The 19,093-nt window shown below is 25.1% G+C and carries 19 protein-coding genes; 17 read left to right on the forward strand and 2 right to left on the reverse strand.

The window, feature by feature from the left end; translation table 11 throughout:
* The first annotated feature begins 69 nt into the window (after window positions 1-69).
* The 5 genes from BTM21_RS05485 (at window position 70) to BTM21_RS05505 (ending at window position 4,673) form a co-directional block, all read left to right on the forward strand.
* Complete coding sequence (locus BTM21_RS05485) at window positions 70-429, forward strand: hypothetical protein (RefSeq protein ID WP_021875715.1); 360 nt, start codon at window positions 70-72, stop codon at window positions 427-429.
* A gap of 90 nt (window positions 430-519) precedes the next feature.
* Window positions 520-1,761, forward strand: coding sequence for an MFS transporter (locus BTM21_RS05490; protein WP_096145368.1), 1,242 nt, complete (start codon window positions 520-522; stop codon window positions 1,759-1,761).
* A 203-nt stretch (window positions 1,762-1,964) separates the two neighbouring features.
* Window positions 1,965-2,498, forward strand: a complete 534-nt coding sequence (locus BTM21_RS05495) for a hypothetical protein (protein ID WP_021875713.1) — start codon at window positions 1,965-1,967, stop codon at window positions 2,496-2,498.
* A 100-nt stretch (window positions 2,499-2,598) separates the two neighbouring features.
* On the forward strand, window positions 2,599-3,297 hold the full coding sequence (locus tag BTM21_RS05500) for a M48 family metallopeptidase (protein ID WP_021875712.1): 699 nt from the start codon (window positions 2,599-2,601) through the stop codon (window positions 3,295-3,297).
* 74 nt (window positions 3,298-3,371) lie between these two features.
* On the forward strand, window positions 3,372-4,673 hold the full coding sequence (locus tag BTM21_RS05505) for a hypothetical protein (protein WP_021875711.1): 1,302 nt from the start codon (window positions 3,372-3,374) through the stop codon (window positions 4,671-4,673).
* 72 nt (window positions 4,674-4,745) lie between these two features.
* On the opposite strand, the gene ilvA is transcribed toward BTM21_RS05505, so the two are convergent.
* Window positions 4,746-5,945 (reverse strand): threonine ammonia-lyase, encoded by a 1,200-nt coding sequence (ilvA, locus tag BTM21_RS05510; RefSeq protein WP_079481363.1) that lies wholly within the window; start codon window positions 5,943-5,945, stop codon window positions 4,746-4,748.
* 143 nt (window positions 5,946-6,088) lie between these two features.
* On the opposite strand from ilvA, the gene BTM21_RS13775 reads away from it, so the two are divergent.
* Both BTM21_RS13775 and BTM21_RS05515 read left to right on the forward strand, forming a co-directional pair.
* Window positions 6,089-6,229: a hypothetical protein gene (locus BTM21_RS13775; RefSeq protein ID WP_021875709.1), complete on the forward strand. Its 141-nt coding sequence runs from the start codon at window positions 6,089-6,091 to the stop codon at window positions 6,227-6,229.
* Between the two features lie 3 nt (window positions 6,230-6,232).
* Complete coding sequence (locus tag BTM21_RS05515; protein ID WP_021875708.1) at window positions 6,233-7,105, forward strand: SDR family oxidoreductase; 873 nt, start codon at window positions 6,233-6,235, stop codon at window positions 7,103-7,105.
* Window positions 7,106-7,173: 68 nt separating this feature from the next.
* Here BTM21_RS05515 and BTM21_RS05520 read toward each other — a convergent pair whose 3' ends face one another.
* Window positions 7,174-7,986, reverse strand: a complete 813-nt coding sequence (locus BTM21_RS05520; RefSeq protein ID WP_021875707.1) for a TIM barrel protein — start codon at window positions 7,984-7,986, stop codon at window positions 7,174-7,176.
* Window positions 7,987-8,341: 355 nt separating this feature from the next.
* Here BTM21_RS05520 and BTM21_RS05525 point away from each other — a divergent pair, with 355 nt between their 5' ends.
* The 10 genes from BTM21_RS05525 (at window position 8,342) to miaB (ending at window position 19,080) form a co-directional block, all read left to right on the forward strand.
* The gene (locus BTM21_RS05525) at window positions 8,342-9,064 is read left to right on the forward strand and encodes a pseudouridine synthase (protein WP_021875706.1); all 723 of its coding nucleotides are present in this window, start codon (window positions 8,342-8,344) and stop codon (window positions 9,062-9,064) included.
* Between the two features lie 11 nt (window positions 9,065-9,075).
* Entirely contained in the window at window positions 9,076-9,618 is a 543-nt protein-coding gene (mnmM, locus tag BTM21_RS05530) for a tRNA 5-(aminomethyl)-2-thiouridylate-methyltransferase MnmM (protein ID WP_096145369.1), read from the forward strand.
* Between the two features lie 139 nt (window positions 9,619-9,757).
* Window positions 9,758-10,654 (forward strand): MurR/RpiR family transcriptional regulator, encoded by an 897-nt coding sequence (locus BTM21_RS05535; RefSeq protein WP_021875704.1) that lies wholly within the window; start codon window positions 9,758-9,760, stop codon window positions 10,652-10,654.
* A gap of 134 nt (window positions 10,655-10,788) precedes the next feature.
* Window positions 10,789-12,009 (forward strand): BaiN/RdsA family NAD(P)/FAD-dependent oxidoreductase, encoded by a 1,221-nt coding sequence (locus BTM21_RS05540; RefSeq protein WP_021875703.1) that lies wholly within the window; start codon window positions 10,789-10,791, stop codon window positions 12,007-12,009.
* Window positions 12,010-12,131: 122 nt separating this feature from the next.
* Window positions 12,132-12,776, forward strand: a complete 645-nt coding sequence (cmk, locus tag BTM21_RS05545) for a (d)CMP kinase (protein WP_021875702.1) — start codon at window positions 12,132-12,134, stop codon at window positions 12,774-12,776.
* Between the two features lie 92 nt (window positions 12,777-12,868).
* Window positions 12,869-14,776, forward strand: coding sequence for a bifunctional 4-hydroxy-3-methylbut-2-enyl diphosphate reductase/30S ribosomal protein S1 (locus BTM21_RS05550; protein WP_021875701.1), 1,908 nt, complete (start codon window positions 12,869-12,871; stop codon window positions 14,774-14,776).
* Between the two features lie 165 nt (window positions 14,777-14,941).
* Window positions 14,942-15,895 (forward strand): GNAT family N-acetyltransferase, encoded by a 954-nt coding sequence (locus BTM21_RS05555; RefSeq protein WP_021875700.1) that lies wholly within the window; start codon window positions 14,942-14,944, stop codon window positions 15,893-15,895.
* Window positions 15,896-15,913: 18 nt separating this feature from the next.
* Window positions 15,914-16,201, forward strand: a complete 288-nt coding sequence (locus BTM21_RS05560; protein WP_021875699.1) for a hypothetical protein — start codon at window positions 15,914-15,916, stop codon at window positions 16,199-16,201.
* 281 nt (window positions 16,202-16,482) lie between these two features.
* The gene (locus BTM21_RS05565) at window positions 16,483-17,472 is read left to right on the forward strand and encodes a ComEC/Rec2 family competence protein (protein WP_423236784.1); all 990 of its coding nucleotides are present in this window, start codon (window positions 16,483-16,485) and stop codon (window positions 17,470-17,472) included.
* 276 nt (window positions 17,473-17,748) lie between these two features.
* On the forward strand, window positions 17,749-19,080 hold the full coding sequence (miaB, locus tag BTM21_RS05570) for a tRNA (N6-isopentenyl adenosine(37)-C2)-methylthiotransferase MiaB (protein WP_372450466.1): 1,332 nt from the start codon (window positions 17,749-17,751) through the stop codon (window positions 19,078-19,080).
* The last annotated feature ends 13 nt before the right edge of the window (window positions 19,081-19,093 follow it).

Here is a 19,093-nt window from a genome sequence, read left to right on the forward strand (position 1 = left end):
ATAATTGTTATTATAATAGTATAACTAGAAGTTATATTATTTAACTAGATACTCAGGGAGGGATTTTAAATGAAATTTGATAAATTAGATTTACATTCACCAGTTAAAGTTATGTTAGAGGCAGAAGAGGCTTTTAAAGAGAATTATAGTGAATTTGATGATATGATCAATGGTAGAGTTCATGAAGTGTTTAAAGTTGCAATAAAAGATGAAGACTTTCTAAAAATAGCAGTATTTAATAATGATTATTTAAATATATCACCTGTAGATACTTTTTTATCATATTACTCCAAAAAGCTTCCTAAGCTTTCTGAAAGAAAACTATTATTTGTAAATTCATTATTTAAAAATTTATTTAAATTTGTCCTTAAAAATGAATTTAAAGAAGTTAACTACTCTATTATAAATAAGACTGAAATAGCAAGATAGAAGTAAATAATTAAGATTTTAATATGAAGTTTAGCTTTAATAGACTAAACTTCATATTTTTTTATAACAATAACTATTAGATGCTATTTAATGATTGACAGGAAGTTAAATATTAGATTAATATTACATATAAAGCAATCTACATTAATTTTAAAGAAAAGGAATTTTTATATGAAGAAAAAATCAACAAAGTCTTTACTTATATTAAATTTAGTAATATCAGTAGCATTAAGTATGGCACATCCAGTCACGCCAGCACTTATAAGAAAATTAGGATTACCATCTTTTATGTTTGGTGTATTTTTTGCTACTATGTCATTAGGAAACTTTATTTTTTCACCTATTTGGGGTGGATTATCTGATAAAAAGGGAAGAATTAAGTATTTAATAATAGGTCTTGTAGGATATGGAATAAGTCAATTAGGATTTGGGCTTAGTACAAATACAATTGTTATAGTAATATTTAGATTGTTAGGAGGGGCTTTTGTAACAAGTTACCTAACAGTATCTATAGCCTATTTAACAGATATAACAACAAAAGAAAATAGACTTAAAATAATGTCATATTATGCAGCATGTAACACTATAGGAAGTGCATTAGGATCTCTTCTAGGAGGGGTTATTGGAAATACAAATTATAAAATAGCATTTTTAGTTCAATCTGTACTTTGTATAGTATTAAGTATTTTTATTTATTTTATATTATCTGAAACAATTGTTGATACAGGTGAAAAAGTACGTATAAAATTAAATAAAATTAAGTTTAATAAATTAACAAATAGAGTAGATACTAATTTAATTATGATAATGTTAATGGTTATTATTTTCTATTTTTCATCAACTAGTTATAGTTCATCTATTAATTATTATATAGAATCAATATTGAAGTTACCTCCATCATTTAATGGAGTATTTTTATCTATAGCAGGAATTTGTGGATTCTTAGGAAACTTATTATTGACATCATATATAGGTAAAAAAGTAGATGATAAAGTAAGTTTTAAATATCTAACATTATTATTAGGAGTAATTATATTTTTAGCTTCGATAACTACTAATACAAATTTATTTTTTGTATTAATAATAATTTTTGTAACAATTAGTAGCATATATGTTCCAATTCAACAAAATATAGTAACAAAATTAAGTAAAGATAATTATGGATCTCTTATGGGAATTCAAAATTCAGCTAAGTCCATGGGGATGGTATTAGGGTCATTATTTGCAGGTTTTATATTTGATTTTGGAAGCAAATTGCCATTTATGATAGCTGGTATAGTACTATTTATTGGATTTGGAATTCTTACTAGAACAAAAATAGATATAAAGTAAACAAAAAAAGGTTGCTTATACAACCTTTTTTTGTTTTATTAGAATATAATAAAATATATACCGAAGTATACTCTTATATATAATCCTCGTAAATAAGTATAAATAAAGAAAAAATTTATGATCGCAAGTCTTATGATAGACAACAAGTAAAAGAGATTATATAATATTATTTAAAGTAAAACTTCAATTTAAGGGGATTAAAAATGAATTTAAACGAAAAACATATAGAAGAAAAAATTAAACATTTAAAAAAAGCTATTGAAATAGTAGGAGGAATTGACTTACTAGAAAATAAATTTAAAAATCAAGAAGATTTATTTAAATATATTATTGAAACAGTTTTTAAAGAAGATAAAATAGTATTTGAAATTCAAAATACTATTTTTACAATAAAAGAACTTATGGATATAAAAATAAGATATGAAAAACACTTAATAAAAAATAGATCTAAAGTTATTCAAAGCATAGTTTACAAAATAAATAAGTATAATACAGCTTTAGAGTCATTAGTTAGAAAATATAAGAAAAGTAATAGTATTAGTGAATATAATGAAATAAAAAATCAGATAATACATACATATAGAATGGACATTAACTTATACATATTAAAAGAAATAAATGAAGTAGTACTTAATGATATACGTTTAGCTGACGAAGTTAATTTTTATGGAGAATATCTTACTGAAAAAAGAGAACAATTAGTTATAAGTATTATGAGAAATATTGGAGCAGAATAGAATTTATAAATTAAAAATATATCACCTAGATTAATTTAAAGTCTAGGTGATATATTATTTAAAAGAAAATATTATATTGATTTTAAAAAAGGAGTAAATAGTGAGTTTTTATTATAAAGATGAATTAATAGAATTTGAAATAATCTATAGAAATAGAAAAACATTATCTATAAAAATAGATATAGATGGAAATATAAAAGTGATCTCTCCTGAAAAGTTAAGTGAAAATAATATATTAAATATAGTCGAAAAGAAAGCAAGTTGGATTATTAATAAAAGAAAGATAATGTTAAATAGGAAAAAAGTAATTCCAAAGAATAATTATTTAAATGGAGAGTTTTATCTATATATGGGTGAAAAGTATACTTTGAAAGTGGTTACTACTCCAAAAGATACAGTATTAATTAATCATGAAAATAAAGTTATAGAAATTAGCACTTCTTCTAAAGATAAAATTAGAAATATGCTAGAAAAATTTTATAGAGAAGAAACCTTTAAAATTGTAAAAGAAAGAGTTTGTTATTATCAAAAATACTTTGAAAATACGCCTAAAGAAATAAGGGTTAAACAACAAAAAAGAAGATGGGGTAGCTGTACTTTTGATAATAAACTTTTATTTAATTGGAGATTATCAATGATGCCAAAAGATATACTGGATTATGTTATTGTCCATGAAATGTGTCATATGGTTTATAAGAATCATTCAAAAGACTTCTGGAATGATGTATTTAGAGTTATGCCAAATTATAAAGAAAAATCATTATGGTTAAGAGAAAATGGGATTAAAATTGATTTATAAAATAGAATAATTCGACAAATTTTATTTAAGATGTTAGTATTAAAATATTAGTATATATTTAGGAGAGGTTTAATTTGGAAGATATAACAATTATAGATAAGGTAGCTAATCAAACAAATTTGCCTAATTGGTGGGTTGAATCTATAGCTATTCAATATTTTAATCCTAGAAAAATAACTTTAGAAAAAGAGAACACTTTATGGAATTTAGATTATTCAAAATTAGATGAAGATGAACTAGCTGAAGCATCTATTTATAAAAAAGCTGTAATTTCAAATTACAAAATATTTCATAATGTCCGTAAAGAGATTTTTTATAAAAGATATGTTAAAAATAATAGGCTTAAAGATACTGATAGTCTAATAAAAGAATATAATGAAATAACTGCAAAAGGATTAGTTTCTAAATATTACATAGCTTTTAAAGAATTAGAAGGATATATTGAATCACCAGAACATATATTAAATTCTTATTATCAAGTTTTAGATAATGGAAATATATATCAATGGAGGGTTTTAGATTCAATAAAGTATTGTGAAGAAACTTCTAATTTCAATTATCTTGATGAAATTTTTTCTCTTCAAGATAAACATGATTATTTAGTCAGTCTTTTAATAAATCCAGAAGAAGTTAATAAAGATGAATTAAAAGACAAAATAGAGGAGTATTTAGAATGGTGTAATGTGGTAAAGAGAAGTTTAGTTAAAACTTTATATGATGCACATTTAGCAAGATTAGCTAATTGTAATAAGGAACAATATAAAAATTTAAATACTAGTAACGAAAATTTTCCACCTATAATATCTTCTTATGAAAATTTTACTCTTAGTAAAGGAATTATTAAGAGCAATTATAATTTTGAAGGTATTTTTTATGAAAATTGTTGTAGAAGTTTAGATAAGTCAAAATATCTTGAGAAAGTATCTATTTCAGATACAGAACTTACAAAAAATATAGATAATATCTATAAAGAAAAGATATCTAGTTTAATTATGGGATTAAGTTGTATTGAATCATATATAAATACAGTAGGTTGTATATATTTTGAAAATATTTGGGATGAAACTTTAGATTTTAATTTAAAATCTAAAATCAGGTTTTATATAAAATTAATTAGTAAACGAACTGATTTTTCAGAAGAAGAATTAATTACTATAAATAATATTTATGGTTTAATTAAATTAAAAGAAGAGATTTTTAATAATGATAAATCCTTTGAAGATAGCACTATAGATAATAATACTATTGTGAGTATATTAAATAAAAAACTGTCTAATGAAAACTTAGTAAATATTGATATTATAATTAAAGATTTTATTATTTTAATTTCAAGCATAGGTAATATGAAATTACCTTTTTGGTTAAAAATAAAATAGCCATTTTATGACTATTTTATTTTCAGTTTGTTGAAAAACCCCCTATTAAAAAACAGAGGGTTTTTCTATTATTTAATACATTTGTCTTATGAAAAATCCATAGTTTTTAAAGGCATCTTTAATTATATTTATATGATCAGGACCATTTGTTTCAACTGTTATTTCTAACAAAACATTTTTAAGTCTATTGGTTGCTTTAAATTGATTATGTTCTAATTTTACTACATTTGCAGAGGTTTCTGATAATAATTTAGATATTTCTAATAGTTGACCTGGAACATCAGGTAGTTCTACTGAAAAACAAAATAATCTACCTCTTTCTACTAATCCATTATTTATTAATGATGAAATTGTAAGCATATCTATGTTACCTCCACTAATTATTGAAACTATTTTTTTATCTTTAAAATTTAATTTCTTTAAGGCTGCTAAAGATACAGCGCCTGAAGCTTCTACTAAAAGTTTATGTTTTTCACTTAATATTAAAAAAGCTTCTACTATTTCACTATCGGTTACTGTCACAATATCATCAACATAATCTTTAATTATATCAAAAGTTATATTTCCGGGACTTTTTACTGCTATACCATCTGCTATTGTATTTATTGAGTTAAGACTTATAAGATTTCCATTTTTAAAACTTTGTTCCATGGCATTTGCTCCTTCAGCTTGAACACCTATTATTTTAATATTAGGATTAAGTTCTTTAGCCGCTAATGATATCCCACTTATTAATCCACCTCCACCAATTGGACAAACTATAACATCTACATCATTTAAATCTTCAAATATTTCTAAAGCAATAGTACCCTGACCTTGAATTACAGTTAAATCATTAAATGGATGTAAAAATATAGAATGTTCTTCCTTTTCTATTCGCTTTGCTTCTTTAAAAGCATCATCATAACAATTACCATATAAAACAACATTACCCCCTAAGTCTTTAGTAGATTTAACTTTTACAAAAGGCGTTGTTTTAGGCATTACTATAGTGGCATTAACATTTGATAAAGCAGCTCCATATGCAACACCTTGAGCATGATTACCAGCTGAAGAACAAACAACACCTTTATTTTTCTCTTCATTACTTAATGAATTAATTTTATTTATAGCACCTCTTATTTTATAAGCGCCTGTAACTTGTAAATTTTCACATTTCATATAGATATCATTACCACTTAATATAGAAAAAAAATTGCTATATAACAATGGGGTTTTAATTACAACATCTTTTATTGTTTCTCTTGCCAATTGAATCTTTTCTAGATACATATATATCACCTCTATTACACTAAATTCCATTATATAAAATATTATATCATGACTTGAAGATTAATTCAGAAAATTTAAAATAATGTTTGAAATCACATAAATTAACTATAATAAGCACATAATAAAAATAAAAAGGTGATAATATGAATGATAATAAATTAGAAAATATGAAAAATGTAGGAAATTTTACTAGAGGAGCTATTAAAGAATTCGAAGAAAATATAGTTTCCCAACATAATTACTTAGAAAAGGTAGATAAAAATTTAAAAAGTGGGAGGAAGTAAACTATGTCCTTTGAAGAAAAACTTAAAATTCAAATTTCAGGACAACATCAGAACAAACAACCAGGCGAAGAACATTTAATGAATCCAGCACCTATCTATAATTTAACTAACTATTCTCATCCAGCTTTAAAACTTAAAGACAAAGTAGCTATTATAACTGGAGGAGATAGTGGAATTGGTAGAGCCATTGCTATAGCCTACGCAAAAGAAGGAGCTAAAATAGCAATTGTATATTTGAATGAACATGAGGATGCAAATAAAACAAAAACATTAATTGAAGATTTTAATGGAGAATGTATTTTAATTCCTGGAGATATAGGTGAAGAAGATTTTTGTATAAAAGCTATAAATGAAGTTATAGAAAAGTTTAAAACTATAAATATATTAGTTAATAATTCAGGAGAACAACATACTGCTAATTCTTTAATTGATATTACAAGAAACCAATTAGAAAGAACATTTAAAACTAATTTTTTTGGAGCATTTTATTTATCAAAAGCAGTACTACCTCATTTAAAAAGTGGAGATAGCATAATAAATACTACTTCAATAACTGCATATCATGGAAGTGAAACATTAATAGACTATTCTGCTACTAAAGGAGCTCTTACTTCTTTTACAAGATCATTAGCTAAAAACTTAGCTAAAACAGGTATAAGAGTAAATGCAGTAGCTCCTGGACCTATATGGACTCCATTAATTCCATCATCTTTTGATGAAAATAAAGTTGCAAGCTTCGGTAAAGATACGCCTATGAAAAGACCAGGGCAACCAGTAGAATTAGCTGAAAGTTACGTGTTTTTAGCTAGTGATGGTGCCTCTTACATAACAGGTGAAACTATACATGTAAATGGAGGAGACTTTATAAATTCGTAATTTTAAAGACTAGAATTTAAATCTATTAAATTCTAGTCTTTTTATATGCTTAAATATATATTTAAATTTTATAAGTTTTCATAAGTGTTTTTTAATAGTAAAGCATCGTGTTCAAGAATAGGACTTTCACAAATAAGACAACCCTTTATATTATAATCTATAAAAGCTTTTAAACATGCTTTGTAATTAAAATCACTTTCTTCAAAAGGTAAGTGATGCCTTTCACCTTTATTTGTATATTCAATACCTGACAAGTGAATATGCATATCTTCTAAAGCTTCTCTTCCAAGACCTTCTCCGACTTTTTCTAATATCCTAGCAAAATCGCTATATTCTTTTAATAATCCATTCTCTCTTGCATGTATATGTGAAAAGTCAATACATAATTTACAATAAGGAACCTCTTTGCATAAGGTTATAATTTCATCTATATCTCCAAACTGAGTTGGTTTCCCGGTAGTTTCTAATCTATAATCTATATTACCTGGTAAAGTTAATAAATTTTTTTTAATTTCAGCTAATGCTTCTTCTTTAGATGACTTTAAATAAAATTCTGGATGAAAGATTAAACTTTTTCCACCAATAGATTTTAAAGCCTCTGATCCTTGTAATATTCTATCAATAGACTTTAGCTTTTTTTCTTCTACCTCTGCATTTAAATTAATAAAATATGATCCATGAGCAGAAAGATAAAAATCATATTTTTCTTTTGCTTCAAGTATTGCAGGTCTATTTTTAGGGGTTACATTAACTGATCTAACAAATGGTAATTCCATTGCATCGAGTCCTATACTATGTAAATATTCTATTCCTGTCGGATAAGTAAATTTATCACCTTCTCCAATTGGAAGTCCTGAAATACCAAATAATAATTTTTCCATAATAACTCCTTTTGAATGTTTTTTCTTGAGTATAACAAATAGAAAATATCTTTTCAATATTCTACAGTAAGTACCATATATAGATGTTTCATCCTATTTATCGGAAATTCTTTAGAGGTTTATACTTGCTATTTATTAATAAAAACTAAGAAATACTTTTAAATTCTTCATCTTTTAAGCATATGCTATACAAGAAATTTATTTTAATAAAATACAATAAAAGCCAGAAATAGGGCGTGTTTATTAATAATGTATATACTAGTTCATAAAAATTTATTATTATTTTCTTGTTATTGCATTAAGCCAATTGTAATAGTACTATAATAGTTGGTAATAAAATTATGGAGTGATAATAATGGAAGAAAGATTACAAAAGTATATGGCTAAGTGTGGAGTTGCCTCACGAAGAAAATGTGAAGAGTTAATTTTACAAGGAAAAATAAAAGTTAATGGTATTATTATAAAAGAATTAGGAACAAAAGTAGTGGAAGGTATTGATAAAGTAGAGTTTAATGGAAAAATAATTCATAAAGAAGAAAATAAAATTTATATAATGCTTAATAAACCAGAAGGATATATAACTTCTCTTAAAGATGAAAAAGGAAGGAAAACAATTCTTGATCTTGTAGATGTTAATGAGAGAATATTTCCTATAGGAAGATTAGATTACGATAGTTCCGGTTTATTGCTTTTAACAAATGATGGAGATATATATAATAAAATAATTCATCCACGAGTTAAAATAAAAAAGAAATACATAACTGTATGTGAAGGTGAATTTAGCGAAAGTGATTTAGATAAATTTAGAAAAGGAATTAATATAGGTGATTACATAACAGCCCCTGCAGATATTAAAATTATATCTATTGAAAATATTAGAAATAGAAAAGTCTCAACTGTTGAAATTTCTATACATGAAGGAAAAAATAGACAAGTTAGAAGAATGTGTGCTGCTTTAAATCATCCTGTACTTTCTCTTAAGAGAGTTGCTGTTGGAGATGTAAAACTAGGATATTTGAAAAAAGGAGAATGGAGAAATCTTAGTAAAGCAGAATTAGAATATATTAATTCTTTATAGAAGGAGATATTATGTTTAAGTATGTTGCTGACATTAGTGAGTTATCACATCATATAATAAAAACTTTTTTAGTTAATAAAAAAATTGCTATAGATGGAACCTTAGGAAATGGTTATGATTCTGATTTTCTATCTAAAAACTTTGAAAAGGTATATTCTTTTGAAATACAAAAAGAACCTTGTGATAGATACAAAGAAACTTGTTTGGAAAATGTAATTGTAATTAATGATTCACATGATAAAATTAATGAATATATACTTGAAAATGTTGATTGTATTATGTACAATTTAGGATTTCTCCCAGGAGGAGATAAAAATATTACAACTATGCATGAAACATCCCTAAAGAGTATTAAAACTGGGTTGGAAATTTTAAACTCAGGAGGGATTATGACTATATGTATATATAAAGGACATGATGAAGGTAAAAAAGAAGAAACTTGCATTTTACAATATATAAAAACTTTACCCCAAAAATATTATGGAGTTATGAGTCATAGTTTTTTAAATAGAAGTGAAATGGCTCCAAGTCTTATAGTTATTGAAAAGAAATGATTTTTTCATGATGATTTATATAATCTATATAAATCTTAATTATTAAAGTTATTTCATATAATATGAAATATATATTGATACAGTATTCATAAGGTGCTAAAATAATACTAACTGAAGATTAGAGAAAAGAAGGGATAATATGGATAATAATCTAAATGATAGCTCAAAGGATTTAATGAGATTAATTCAATTAAGATTTTCAAGATTAAGTAAAGGACAAAAGCTTATAGCTGAATATATATTAAAAAATTATGATAAAGCAGCATTTATGACTGCAGCTAAATTAGGAACTTCAGTTGGAGTATCTGAATCAACAGTTGTTAGATTTGCAAACGAACTTGGTTTTACAGGATATCCTAAATTACAAAAAGCTCTCCAAGAACTAATAAAAAATAAATTAACAACTGTTCAAAGGTTGGAACTATCAAATGATTATGTAAGTGAGGGGTATGCACTAAAGGGAGTATTAAAGGCCGATATGGAGAATATAAGGTCAACTCTTGAAAAAATAAACTATAATACATTTGAAGATGTAATTAATAAAATTTTCGAAGCTAAAAGAATCTATATTATAGGACTTAGAAGTTCTACTGCTCTTGCAGAGTTTTTAGGGTTTTATTTAAATATAATACTTCAAAATGTAAAAACAGTAGGATATGGAATATCTGATATATTCGAACAAATGATAAATGTAGGTGAAGGAGATTTAGTTATTGGAATAGGGTTTCCAAGATATGCATCTAAAACAATAGATGCTTTAAGTTTCTCACAAGATAGAGGTGCAAAAGTTGTAGCTATAACAGATAGTTTACTTTCACCACTTGCTTCAAAAGCAGATTATACATTAATAGCTCAAAGTAATATGGCATCATTTGTGGACTCTCTTGTTGCACCATTATCAGTTATAAATGCTTTAATAATCGCTGTTGGAATGAGAGAAAAAGAAAATATAGCAACTATATTTAACAACCTTGAAGAAATTTGGAAAGGATATAATGTATATTCTTATAACAACAGAAATGTTGGAGATGATTAAAAATACGAATTTTTATATAAAGCTTCCTAATCTGTAAATATATGATTTTGGAAGCTTTATTTTGTTGAATAATATAAATTAAAATGATATGCTTTTAAAAGGTATATTTAAATGCCTTAGGAGGATAATAGAATATGAAAACAATAATAGTTATTGGAGCAGGTCCAGCAGGTATGATGGCTGCTATAGCTGCATCCAAAGAAAATAAAGTTATATTATTAGATAGTAATGAACGTATTGGAAAAAAACTTTTTATAACAGGTAAAGGAAGATGTAATGTTACAAATGCAAAGGATATTTCTGAATTCTTTGATTTTATACCTGGTAATCCATATTTCCTATATAGTTCTTTATATACATTTACAAATGAAGACACTATTCGCTTTTTTGAAGATCAAGGAATAAAGTTAAAAGTAGAAAGAGGCGGTCGTGTATTTCCTGAATCAGATAAGTCCTCTGATATAATAAAAGGATTATCTAACGAACTTGCTAAATGTACTATTAAAGTTAGACTTAATAGTAAAGTAACTAATATTATAAGTAAAAACAATATAATTACTGAAGTTGAAATAAATGGTGGCGAAAGAATCAAAGGCGATCATTTTATAATTTGTACTGGTGGAGCATCATATCCTTTAACTGGTTCAAAAGGAGAAGGACAAAAATTTTCAAAAAATTTAGGCCATAATATAGTTGATTTAAAACCTTCTCTTGTACCAATAGAACTTAAGGACACTTGGGTAAAAGAACTTATGGGATTATCATTAAAAAATGTTGAAATATCTATATTTGAAAAAGATACTGTAAAACCAGTTTATAAAAATCAAGGTGAAATGATATTTACTCATTTTGGTATATCAGGTCCCCTTATATTAAGTGGATCAAGATTTATTAAAGAAAATAAGAAATTTTACATAAAACTAGATTTTAAGCCTGCATTAAGTGAAATTGAATTAGATAAGAGAATCCAAAAAGATTTTAAAAAATTTATAAATAAGGATTTTAAAAATGCTTTGGATGAGTTATTACCTAACAAAATCATTCCTTTAATTATTAAACTTTCTCAAATACCTGAAAATAAGAAGGTTAATGAAATAACTAAAGAAGAGAGAAAAAATTTATTAAAATTATTAAAAGAATTTAAAATGGAAGTAAAAGGATTAAGACCAATTGATGAAGCTATAGTTACAGCTGGTGGAGTAGATACAAAAGAAATTGATCCATCTACTATGAAATCAAAAATAATTTCAAATCTTTCTTTTGCTGGTGAAGTAATAGATGTAGATGCATTTACAGGTGGTTACAACGTACAAATTGCTTTATCAACTGGCTATATAGCTGGAAGTAATATTTAATAATTTTAATATCTTATAAAGTATTTATAAAGGAAATACAATTTAACCTTGAGAAAGAAAGTTATAAATTATATAATTTATAAGTAAGTATTTTTGATAAGACGGGAAAGGCGGTAAAAATTTTGAGAATTTCGGTAGCAATAGATGGTCCAGCAGGAGCAGGAAAAAGTACAATCGCAAAATTAGTAGGTGAAAAATTCAATTTAATGTACATAAATACAGGTGCTATGTATAGAGCTGTTGCTTTAAAATCAATAGAAAATAATATAGATATAAATGATGTAGAATCTATATGTAATCTTATAGACTCTATGGAAATGAAATTTGAAAATGACGACTTAATATTAAATGGTGAAAATATACAAAGTAAAATAACTATGCCTGAAATAAGTTCAGTAGTTTCAGCTTATGCATCTATCCAAGAAGTAAGACTTAAATTAGTAAATTTACAAAGAAAAATGTCAGAAGAATTTAACGTTATAATGGATGGAAGAGATATAGGGACGGTAGTTTTAAAAAATGCGCCTTATAAATTCTTTTTAACTGCAACACCTGAAGAAAGAGCAGATAGACGATATAAAGAACTTAAAAATAGAGGACTAGAAGTTAATTATGATAAAATATTAGAAGATATTATAAAAAGAGATTATATAGATACCCATAGAGACGTTGATCCATTAAAGAAAGCTGATGATGCTATAGAAATTGATACAACTGGATTAAATATAGAAGAAGTTACAAACAAGATAATCTCTTATATAAAATAAAAATTTGAAATATATTTTATGATAAATTTATTCTTAAAAATGTAATATAATAATATAAATAATATATATAATTTTTTAACTTAGGAGAAAATATGAGAAAAGTAATTTTAGCTGAAAATGCAGGATTTTGTTTTGGAGTGCAAAGAGCTGTAGAAGAGGCATTAAAAATTAAAAAACACTATAATAAAAAAATATATACACTAGGACCACTTATACATAATAATGATGTGGTTAATTACTTAGAAGAAAATAATATATTTGCAATTGATTTTGAAAATATTGATGAATTAACTGAAGGTGATGTAATAGTTATAAGATCTCATGGTGTACCAAAATCAATAATAGAAGTATTAGATATCAAAGGACTTAAAGTTATTAATGCAACTTGTCCATATGTTACTAATATACATAAAAAGGTTGATAAATATTCTAAAATGGGATATAGCATTGTTATCTTAGGTGATAAGAAACACCCTGAAGTTGTAGGGATTAATGGTTGGTGCGAAAATAAAGCCATTATTACTAAAAATGGTGACTTTAAAGAAAGTCTGCCAAATAAAGTTTGTGCTGTTTCTCAAACTACAGAAAAAGAAGAAAATTGGGAAAATACTTTAGACAATTTATCTAAGAATTGCAAAGAATTATTACCATTCAATACAATTTGTTCTGCTACAGAGGTTAGACAAAAAAGCGCTAAAGAGTTATCAAAAAATGTAGATGCTATGATTGTTATTGGAGGTAAAAATAGTTCTAATACAACTAAACTTTATCAAATTTCTAAAGAGAATTGTGAAAATACTATTCATATAGAGAATTCTAAAGAACTAAAAGAAGATTTTATTAATAACGAAAACTTTAAAACAGTTGGAATAACTGCTGGAGCTTCAACTCCAGATTGGGTAATAAAAGAAATTATAGATATTATGGAGGGGAAATTTAACATGGATGATCAATTAAAATTAATGAATGAACTAGATAGAAGATTTCGTATAGGTGATGAAGTTACTGGTGAAATATTATCAATAACTAGAGATGAAGTAGTAGTATCTTTAGTAGGATACAAATCTGATGGAGTTATTCCTTTTAAGGAATTAACAGTTCTTGAAAATATAGATGATGCTGTAAGTAAATTAAAGGTAGGAGATAGTATTACAGCGAAGGTAATAAAATTACAAAACCAAGATAAAAATGTAGTACTTTCAAGATTAGAATATGAAAAAAATTCTACTATTTTAGAATTAGAGAAATTATTTGAGAATAAAGAAACTTTAATAGTTACAGTAAAAGAAGCTAAAGAAAAAGGATTAGTTGCTTATTATAAAGGTGTAAGAATATTTATTCCAGCATCTCAAATTGATATAAAATTTACTAAAGACAAAGAAATATACGTTAAAAAAGATTTAGAAATTAGATTAATTGACTTTTCTAAAGAAAATCCATCTAAAATAGTTGGATCAAGAAGAATACTTTTAGAAGAAGAAAAAGCTATAAAAGAATCAGCTGTATGGGATAACTTATCTATTGGAGATGTAGTAAAAGCTGAAATAAAGAGATTTACTAATTTTGGTGCTTTTGCCGACATAAATGGGGTAGATGGATTGATTCATCTTTCACAAATTTCTTGGAGTCATGTAAAATCTGCTGAGGATATATTAAAAAAAGGTCAATTTGTAGATGTAAAAATAATTGATTTAAATAGAGAAGAAAATAAGTTGTCTTTAAGCATAAAAGAATTAACTCCTGAACCATGGTCAAATGTAAATGAAAAGTATCCAGAAGGTTCTATTGTATTGGGTAAAGTTGTAAGATTAAATGATTTTGGTGCTTTTGTTGAATTAGAACCAGGAGTAGATGGATTAGTTCATATTTCTAAGATAACTCATGATAGAGTTAATCATCCAAAAGATGTTTTAACTATAGGTGAAGAAGTAAAAGCTAAAATACTTTCAGTTGATGGAGAAAATAAAAAAATAGCCTTAAGTATTAAGGATGCTGAATAATAAATAAAAGAAACTTTTACTAAGAAGATGCATATATATTTAATATGCATCTTCTTTTTTATGTGTTAAAACTAATTATATATCAATTCAATTATTTCAAATATTCTTGACTATAAATAAATGGAAGATTTATACTATTCTTAGAAGGTTTAAAAGGGGATATTTATGATAACATTAGAGAAGCTAACATCAAATACAATGGATATATTTAAAAATCTATATAATAAGAATCAGAAAATAGACAGCTATGATAAGGATTTTTTTTATTTATATGAGCATCAAAATTTTATAGTTAAATATATATTTAGAAAATTTCTTAAATTAATAAGATATAATGATAAAATAATAGGATATATATGGTATGATACACCATTAGATTCAAATATTAGAATTTGGTCTTTATATATTGAAAATGAATATTTAACTATTTTAGATAGAACTATTTTTAATAAATTTAATGATAGTATATTATCTTATGAAGCTATTGATAATACTAGAAATTCAATTATTTTAACTAATTTAGGGTTTAAGCGAGTTAGACCTACTATTTTAATGGAACTTGATTTAAATACTTATCATAGATATGAAGAAATAACTGATTTAAGATTAAAACTTCAATCAAAGAATAGTAATATAAATAACCATTATAACTCTATTTATAATGCGAATTATTCAGAGTCTATCTATCACTTGAAAAAATTTATTATGGGGAAAGATGAAAAATTAAGATGTAAAATTCAGAATAACGTATTTTCTAATTGGAATAGAGAGCCATTAAAAATAGAGGATATTTATAATGACATAAGTCAAGAATATTATATTAATGATTTATCAATATTTGGTATGATTAATGAAAAATGTGTAGGATATGGACAAGTTATCTATAATAGAAATATGTACACAGTTGTTAATTTTGGAATAATAGAAGAATTTAGAGGTTTAGAAATAGGAAAATTACTATTACATGATTTAATACTTCTTTCTAAAGAGAAAGGATTAACTAAACTTTATATACGAGTTGATATAGATAATCTAAGAGCTAGATCATTATATACTTGGGCTGGTTTTATAGATAAATGTACTATTTCTAGATGGGATAGAAGATGTAATACTTATTAATCTATGAGGAGATATATTATGAATGCATTAAAAATAAAAGCCAATATTGAAACAACAGAGGATTTTTCACCTGACATTTTTGAAGAAGCATTTAAAATATCATTTTTTAATACAGGATATAAACTTTATTCTTTAAATATAATTAAGATTTCTGAAGTAACTTATGATGTTATTTATTATGTAGAAGTTACTGAGAATATGAATTTTGTTTTTGCAGTAGAAGCATTAAATAATACTATTAACCAGTATGATACTTTTAAAGTGAATAATGTAGATAAATTACAATTAGTTGAATTTAATAATTAAGGTACGGGATTTTTCTCGTACCTTTTTATTTTTAATAAAAATCTGAATATAAAATATATTTACATAAATTATAAAAAACATTTGAGTTTTATGATAAAATATTACAAATTATATTTATTAATTTTATTCTATATAAATAATTCAACGTAATTTTACAGTAAACGAATTCATTTTAAAAATACTCCTTATTTATCCATGATATAATCAAGTTGAAAATATAAATAAGGAGTTGATATTATGAATAAAATAAAAAAATATTAAGTTTCTTTTTAATTTTATTAATTTCATTTTTTGGTATTCCAGTAATATCACAAGCTAAAGTACAAGATAACCTTGTAGTAAATTATATTGATGTTGGACAAGGTGATTCAGAGTTAATTCAAGTATCTGGTAAAAATATATTAATTGATGCTGGAAATAATGATGATTTAGCTTATAATTATCTAAAAAGTAAAGGAGTAAAGCATTTAGATTATGTAATAACTACTCACCCTCATTCAGACCACATAGGTGGAATGGCAAAGATAATAAACGAATTTGATATTGGAACTTTTTATGCTCCAAAAGTATCTACAACAACTAAAGTATTTGAAGGAATGATAAATTCACTTAATAATAAAGGAATTAAAATTACAGTTCCTAAAGTTGGTGAAAAACTTAATATAGGCAATGCTACTACTTTTGAGTTTTTAGCACCTAATAGTAGTGAATATAAAAATTTAAATAATTATTCTATAGTAACAAAATTAAAATATGGTAATACCTCTTTCATATTTACAGGAGATGCTGAACGCTTAAGTGAAAGAGAGATATTAAATAAACAACTAGATATTAGTGCTGACGTTTTAAAATTAGGGCATCATGGAAGTAGAACTTCAACAAGTACTAAATTTTTAGATGCTGTTAATCCTAAATATGCTGTAGTTTCTGCTGGTGAAGGAAATGATTATGGACATCCTAATAACGAAACTATTGAAAAGTTAAATAAAAGAAATATAGAAATACTTAGAACAGATAAAAGTGGAACTATTATAGCTATAAGTGATGGTAATAAAATAACTTTTAACTGTGAAAGTGATACTACAACTAATATAGAAGATACAAGTAATATAGAAGAACCAACTGAAAATAATGTTGTATGGATATCTAACACTAATTCTAAAGTTTATCATACTAACAATAAATGTAGTAAAATGAAAAATCCTATTAAAATTTTATTAAAAGATGCAGAAACTGAAGGTTTACATCCATGCTCTAGATGTGCAAAATAAAAAAAGTAGGGGTTAACCTTGTTAGTGTTACATTAAATAGATTACTATTGTTTTTTATTAAAAGTGAGTATTATTGAAAAAATTCGATAATACTCACTTTTAATTTATTATACTTTCTTAAACTTTTACAATTCGTATTATAATATGTAAATAAAGTAAATATTTTTAGAAGCTAAACTTTATTTTAAAGACTAAATTTGGTATAATACATTGGAAATTAAATTCTTGGAGGTAATTAAATTGACTATAGAATATAACGAATTAGAAGTTGAAAATATAAGTGAAAATGAAAATAAAACTTTCTTTATTTGTACTTATGGTTGTCAAATGAATGAAGAAGATTCAGAAAAACTTTCTGGAATGCTTAAAAGAAGTGGATATTCTGAAACTGATACTCAAGAAAATGCAGATATTATAATATATAATACGTGTTGTGTTAGAGAAAATGCAGAAAATAAGGTTTTTGGAAACTTAGGTCAATTAAAAAATCTTAAGAAGAAAAAACCTAACCTTATAATTGCTGTTTGTGGATGCATGATGCAGCAAGAAGGAATGGCAGATAAGATTTTAAAAACTTTTCCACATGTTAACATAATTTTTGGAACACATAATGCATATAAATTCCCAGAATATTTAAATAGAGTAAAAACTGAAGGAGTTCAAGTTAAAGAAATTTTTAATAAAGAGACTGAAATAATAGAGGGACTACCAATAGATAGAAAAAGTGATGTTAAAGCATTTGTCACAATTATGTATGGATGTAATAATTTTTGTACATACTGTATAGTTCCATATGTAAGAGGTAGAGAAAGAAGTAGAAAATCAGAAGATATAGTAAAAGAAATTAAAGATTTAGTATCAAGTGGATATAAAGAAATTACTCTTTTAGGTCAAAATGTAAATTCATATGGTAAAGGATTAGAAGAAGATATAACTTTTGCTGGATTACTTAGAAAAATAAATGAAATTGACGGATTAGAAAGAGTAAGATTTATGACATCTCATCCTAAAGATTTAAATAGAGATGTAGTTATGGCTATAAAAGAATGCGATAAACTTTGTGAACAAATCCATTTACCTGTACAAAGTGGTTCAAATAGAATTTTAAAGAAAATGAATAGAAATTATACTAAGGAATCTTATTTAGAATTAATCAAAATGATAAAAGAAGAAATTCCAGGAGTAACTATTACAACAGATATAATAGTTGGATTCCCTGGAGAAACCGAAGAAGATTTCTTAGAGACTTTAGAACTTGTAAAAGAAGTTGAATATTCATCTGCATTTACATTTATATATTCAAGAAGAAATAACACTCCTGCTGATATGATGCCAGATCAAATTTCTGATGAGGATAAACATAATAGATTTAATAGGTTAGTAGATGCTGTTAATGTTGGGGTTATTAAAGGGAATAAACAATATGAAGGAAAAATAGTAGAAGTCCTTGTAGAAGGTCCAAGTAAAAATGATGAAGATAAATTTACTGGTAGAACTAGAAATGGACGACTAGTTAACTTCACAGGAGAAGGGGTTAAGGCTGGAGATATTGTTAATGTTAACATAGTAAGAGCTCAACCATTCTCATTAATTGGAGAAGTTGTTTAAAATATAATACACC

This window comes from Clostridium chauvoei (genome assembly GCF_002327185.1).
Lineage (GTDB): Bacteria > Bacillota > Clostridia > Clostridiales > Clostridiaceae > Clostridium > Clostridium chauvoei.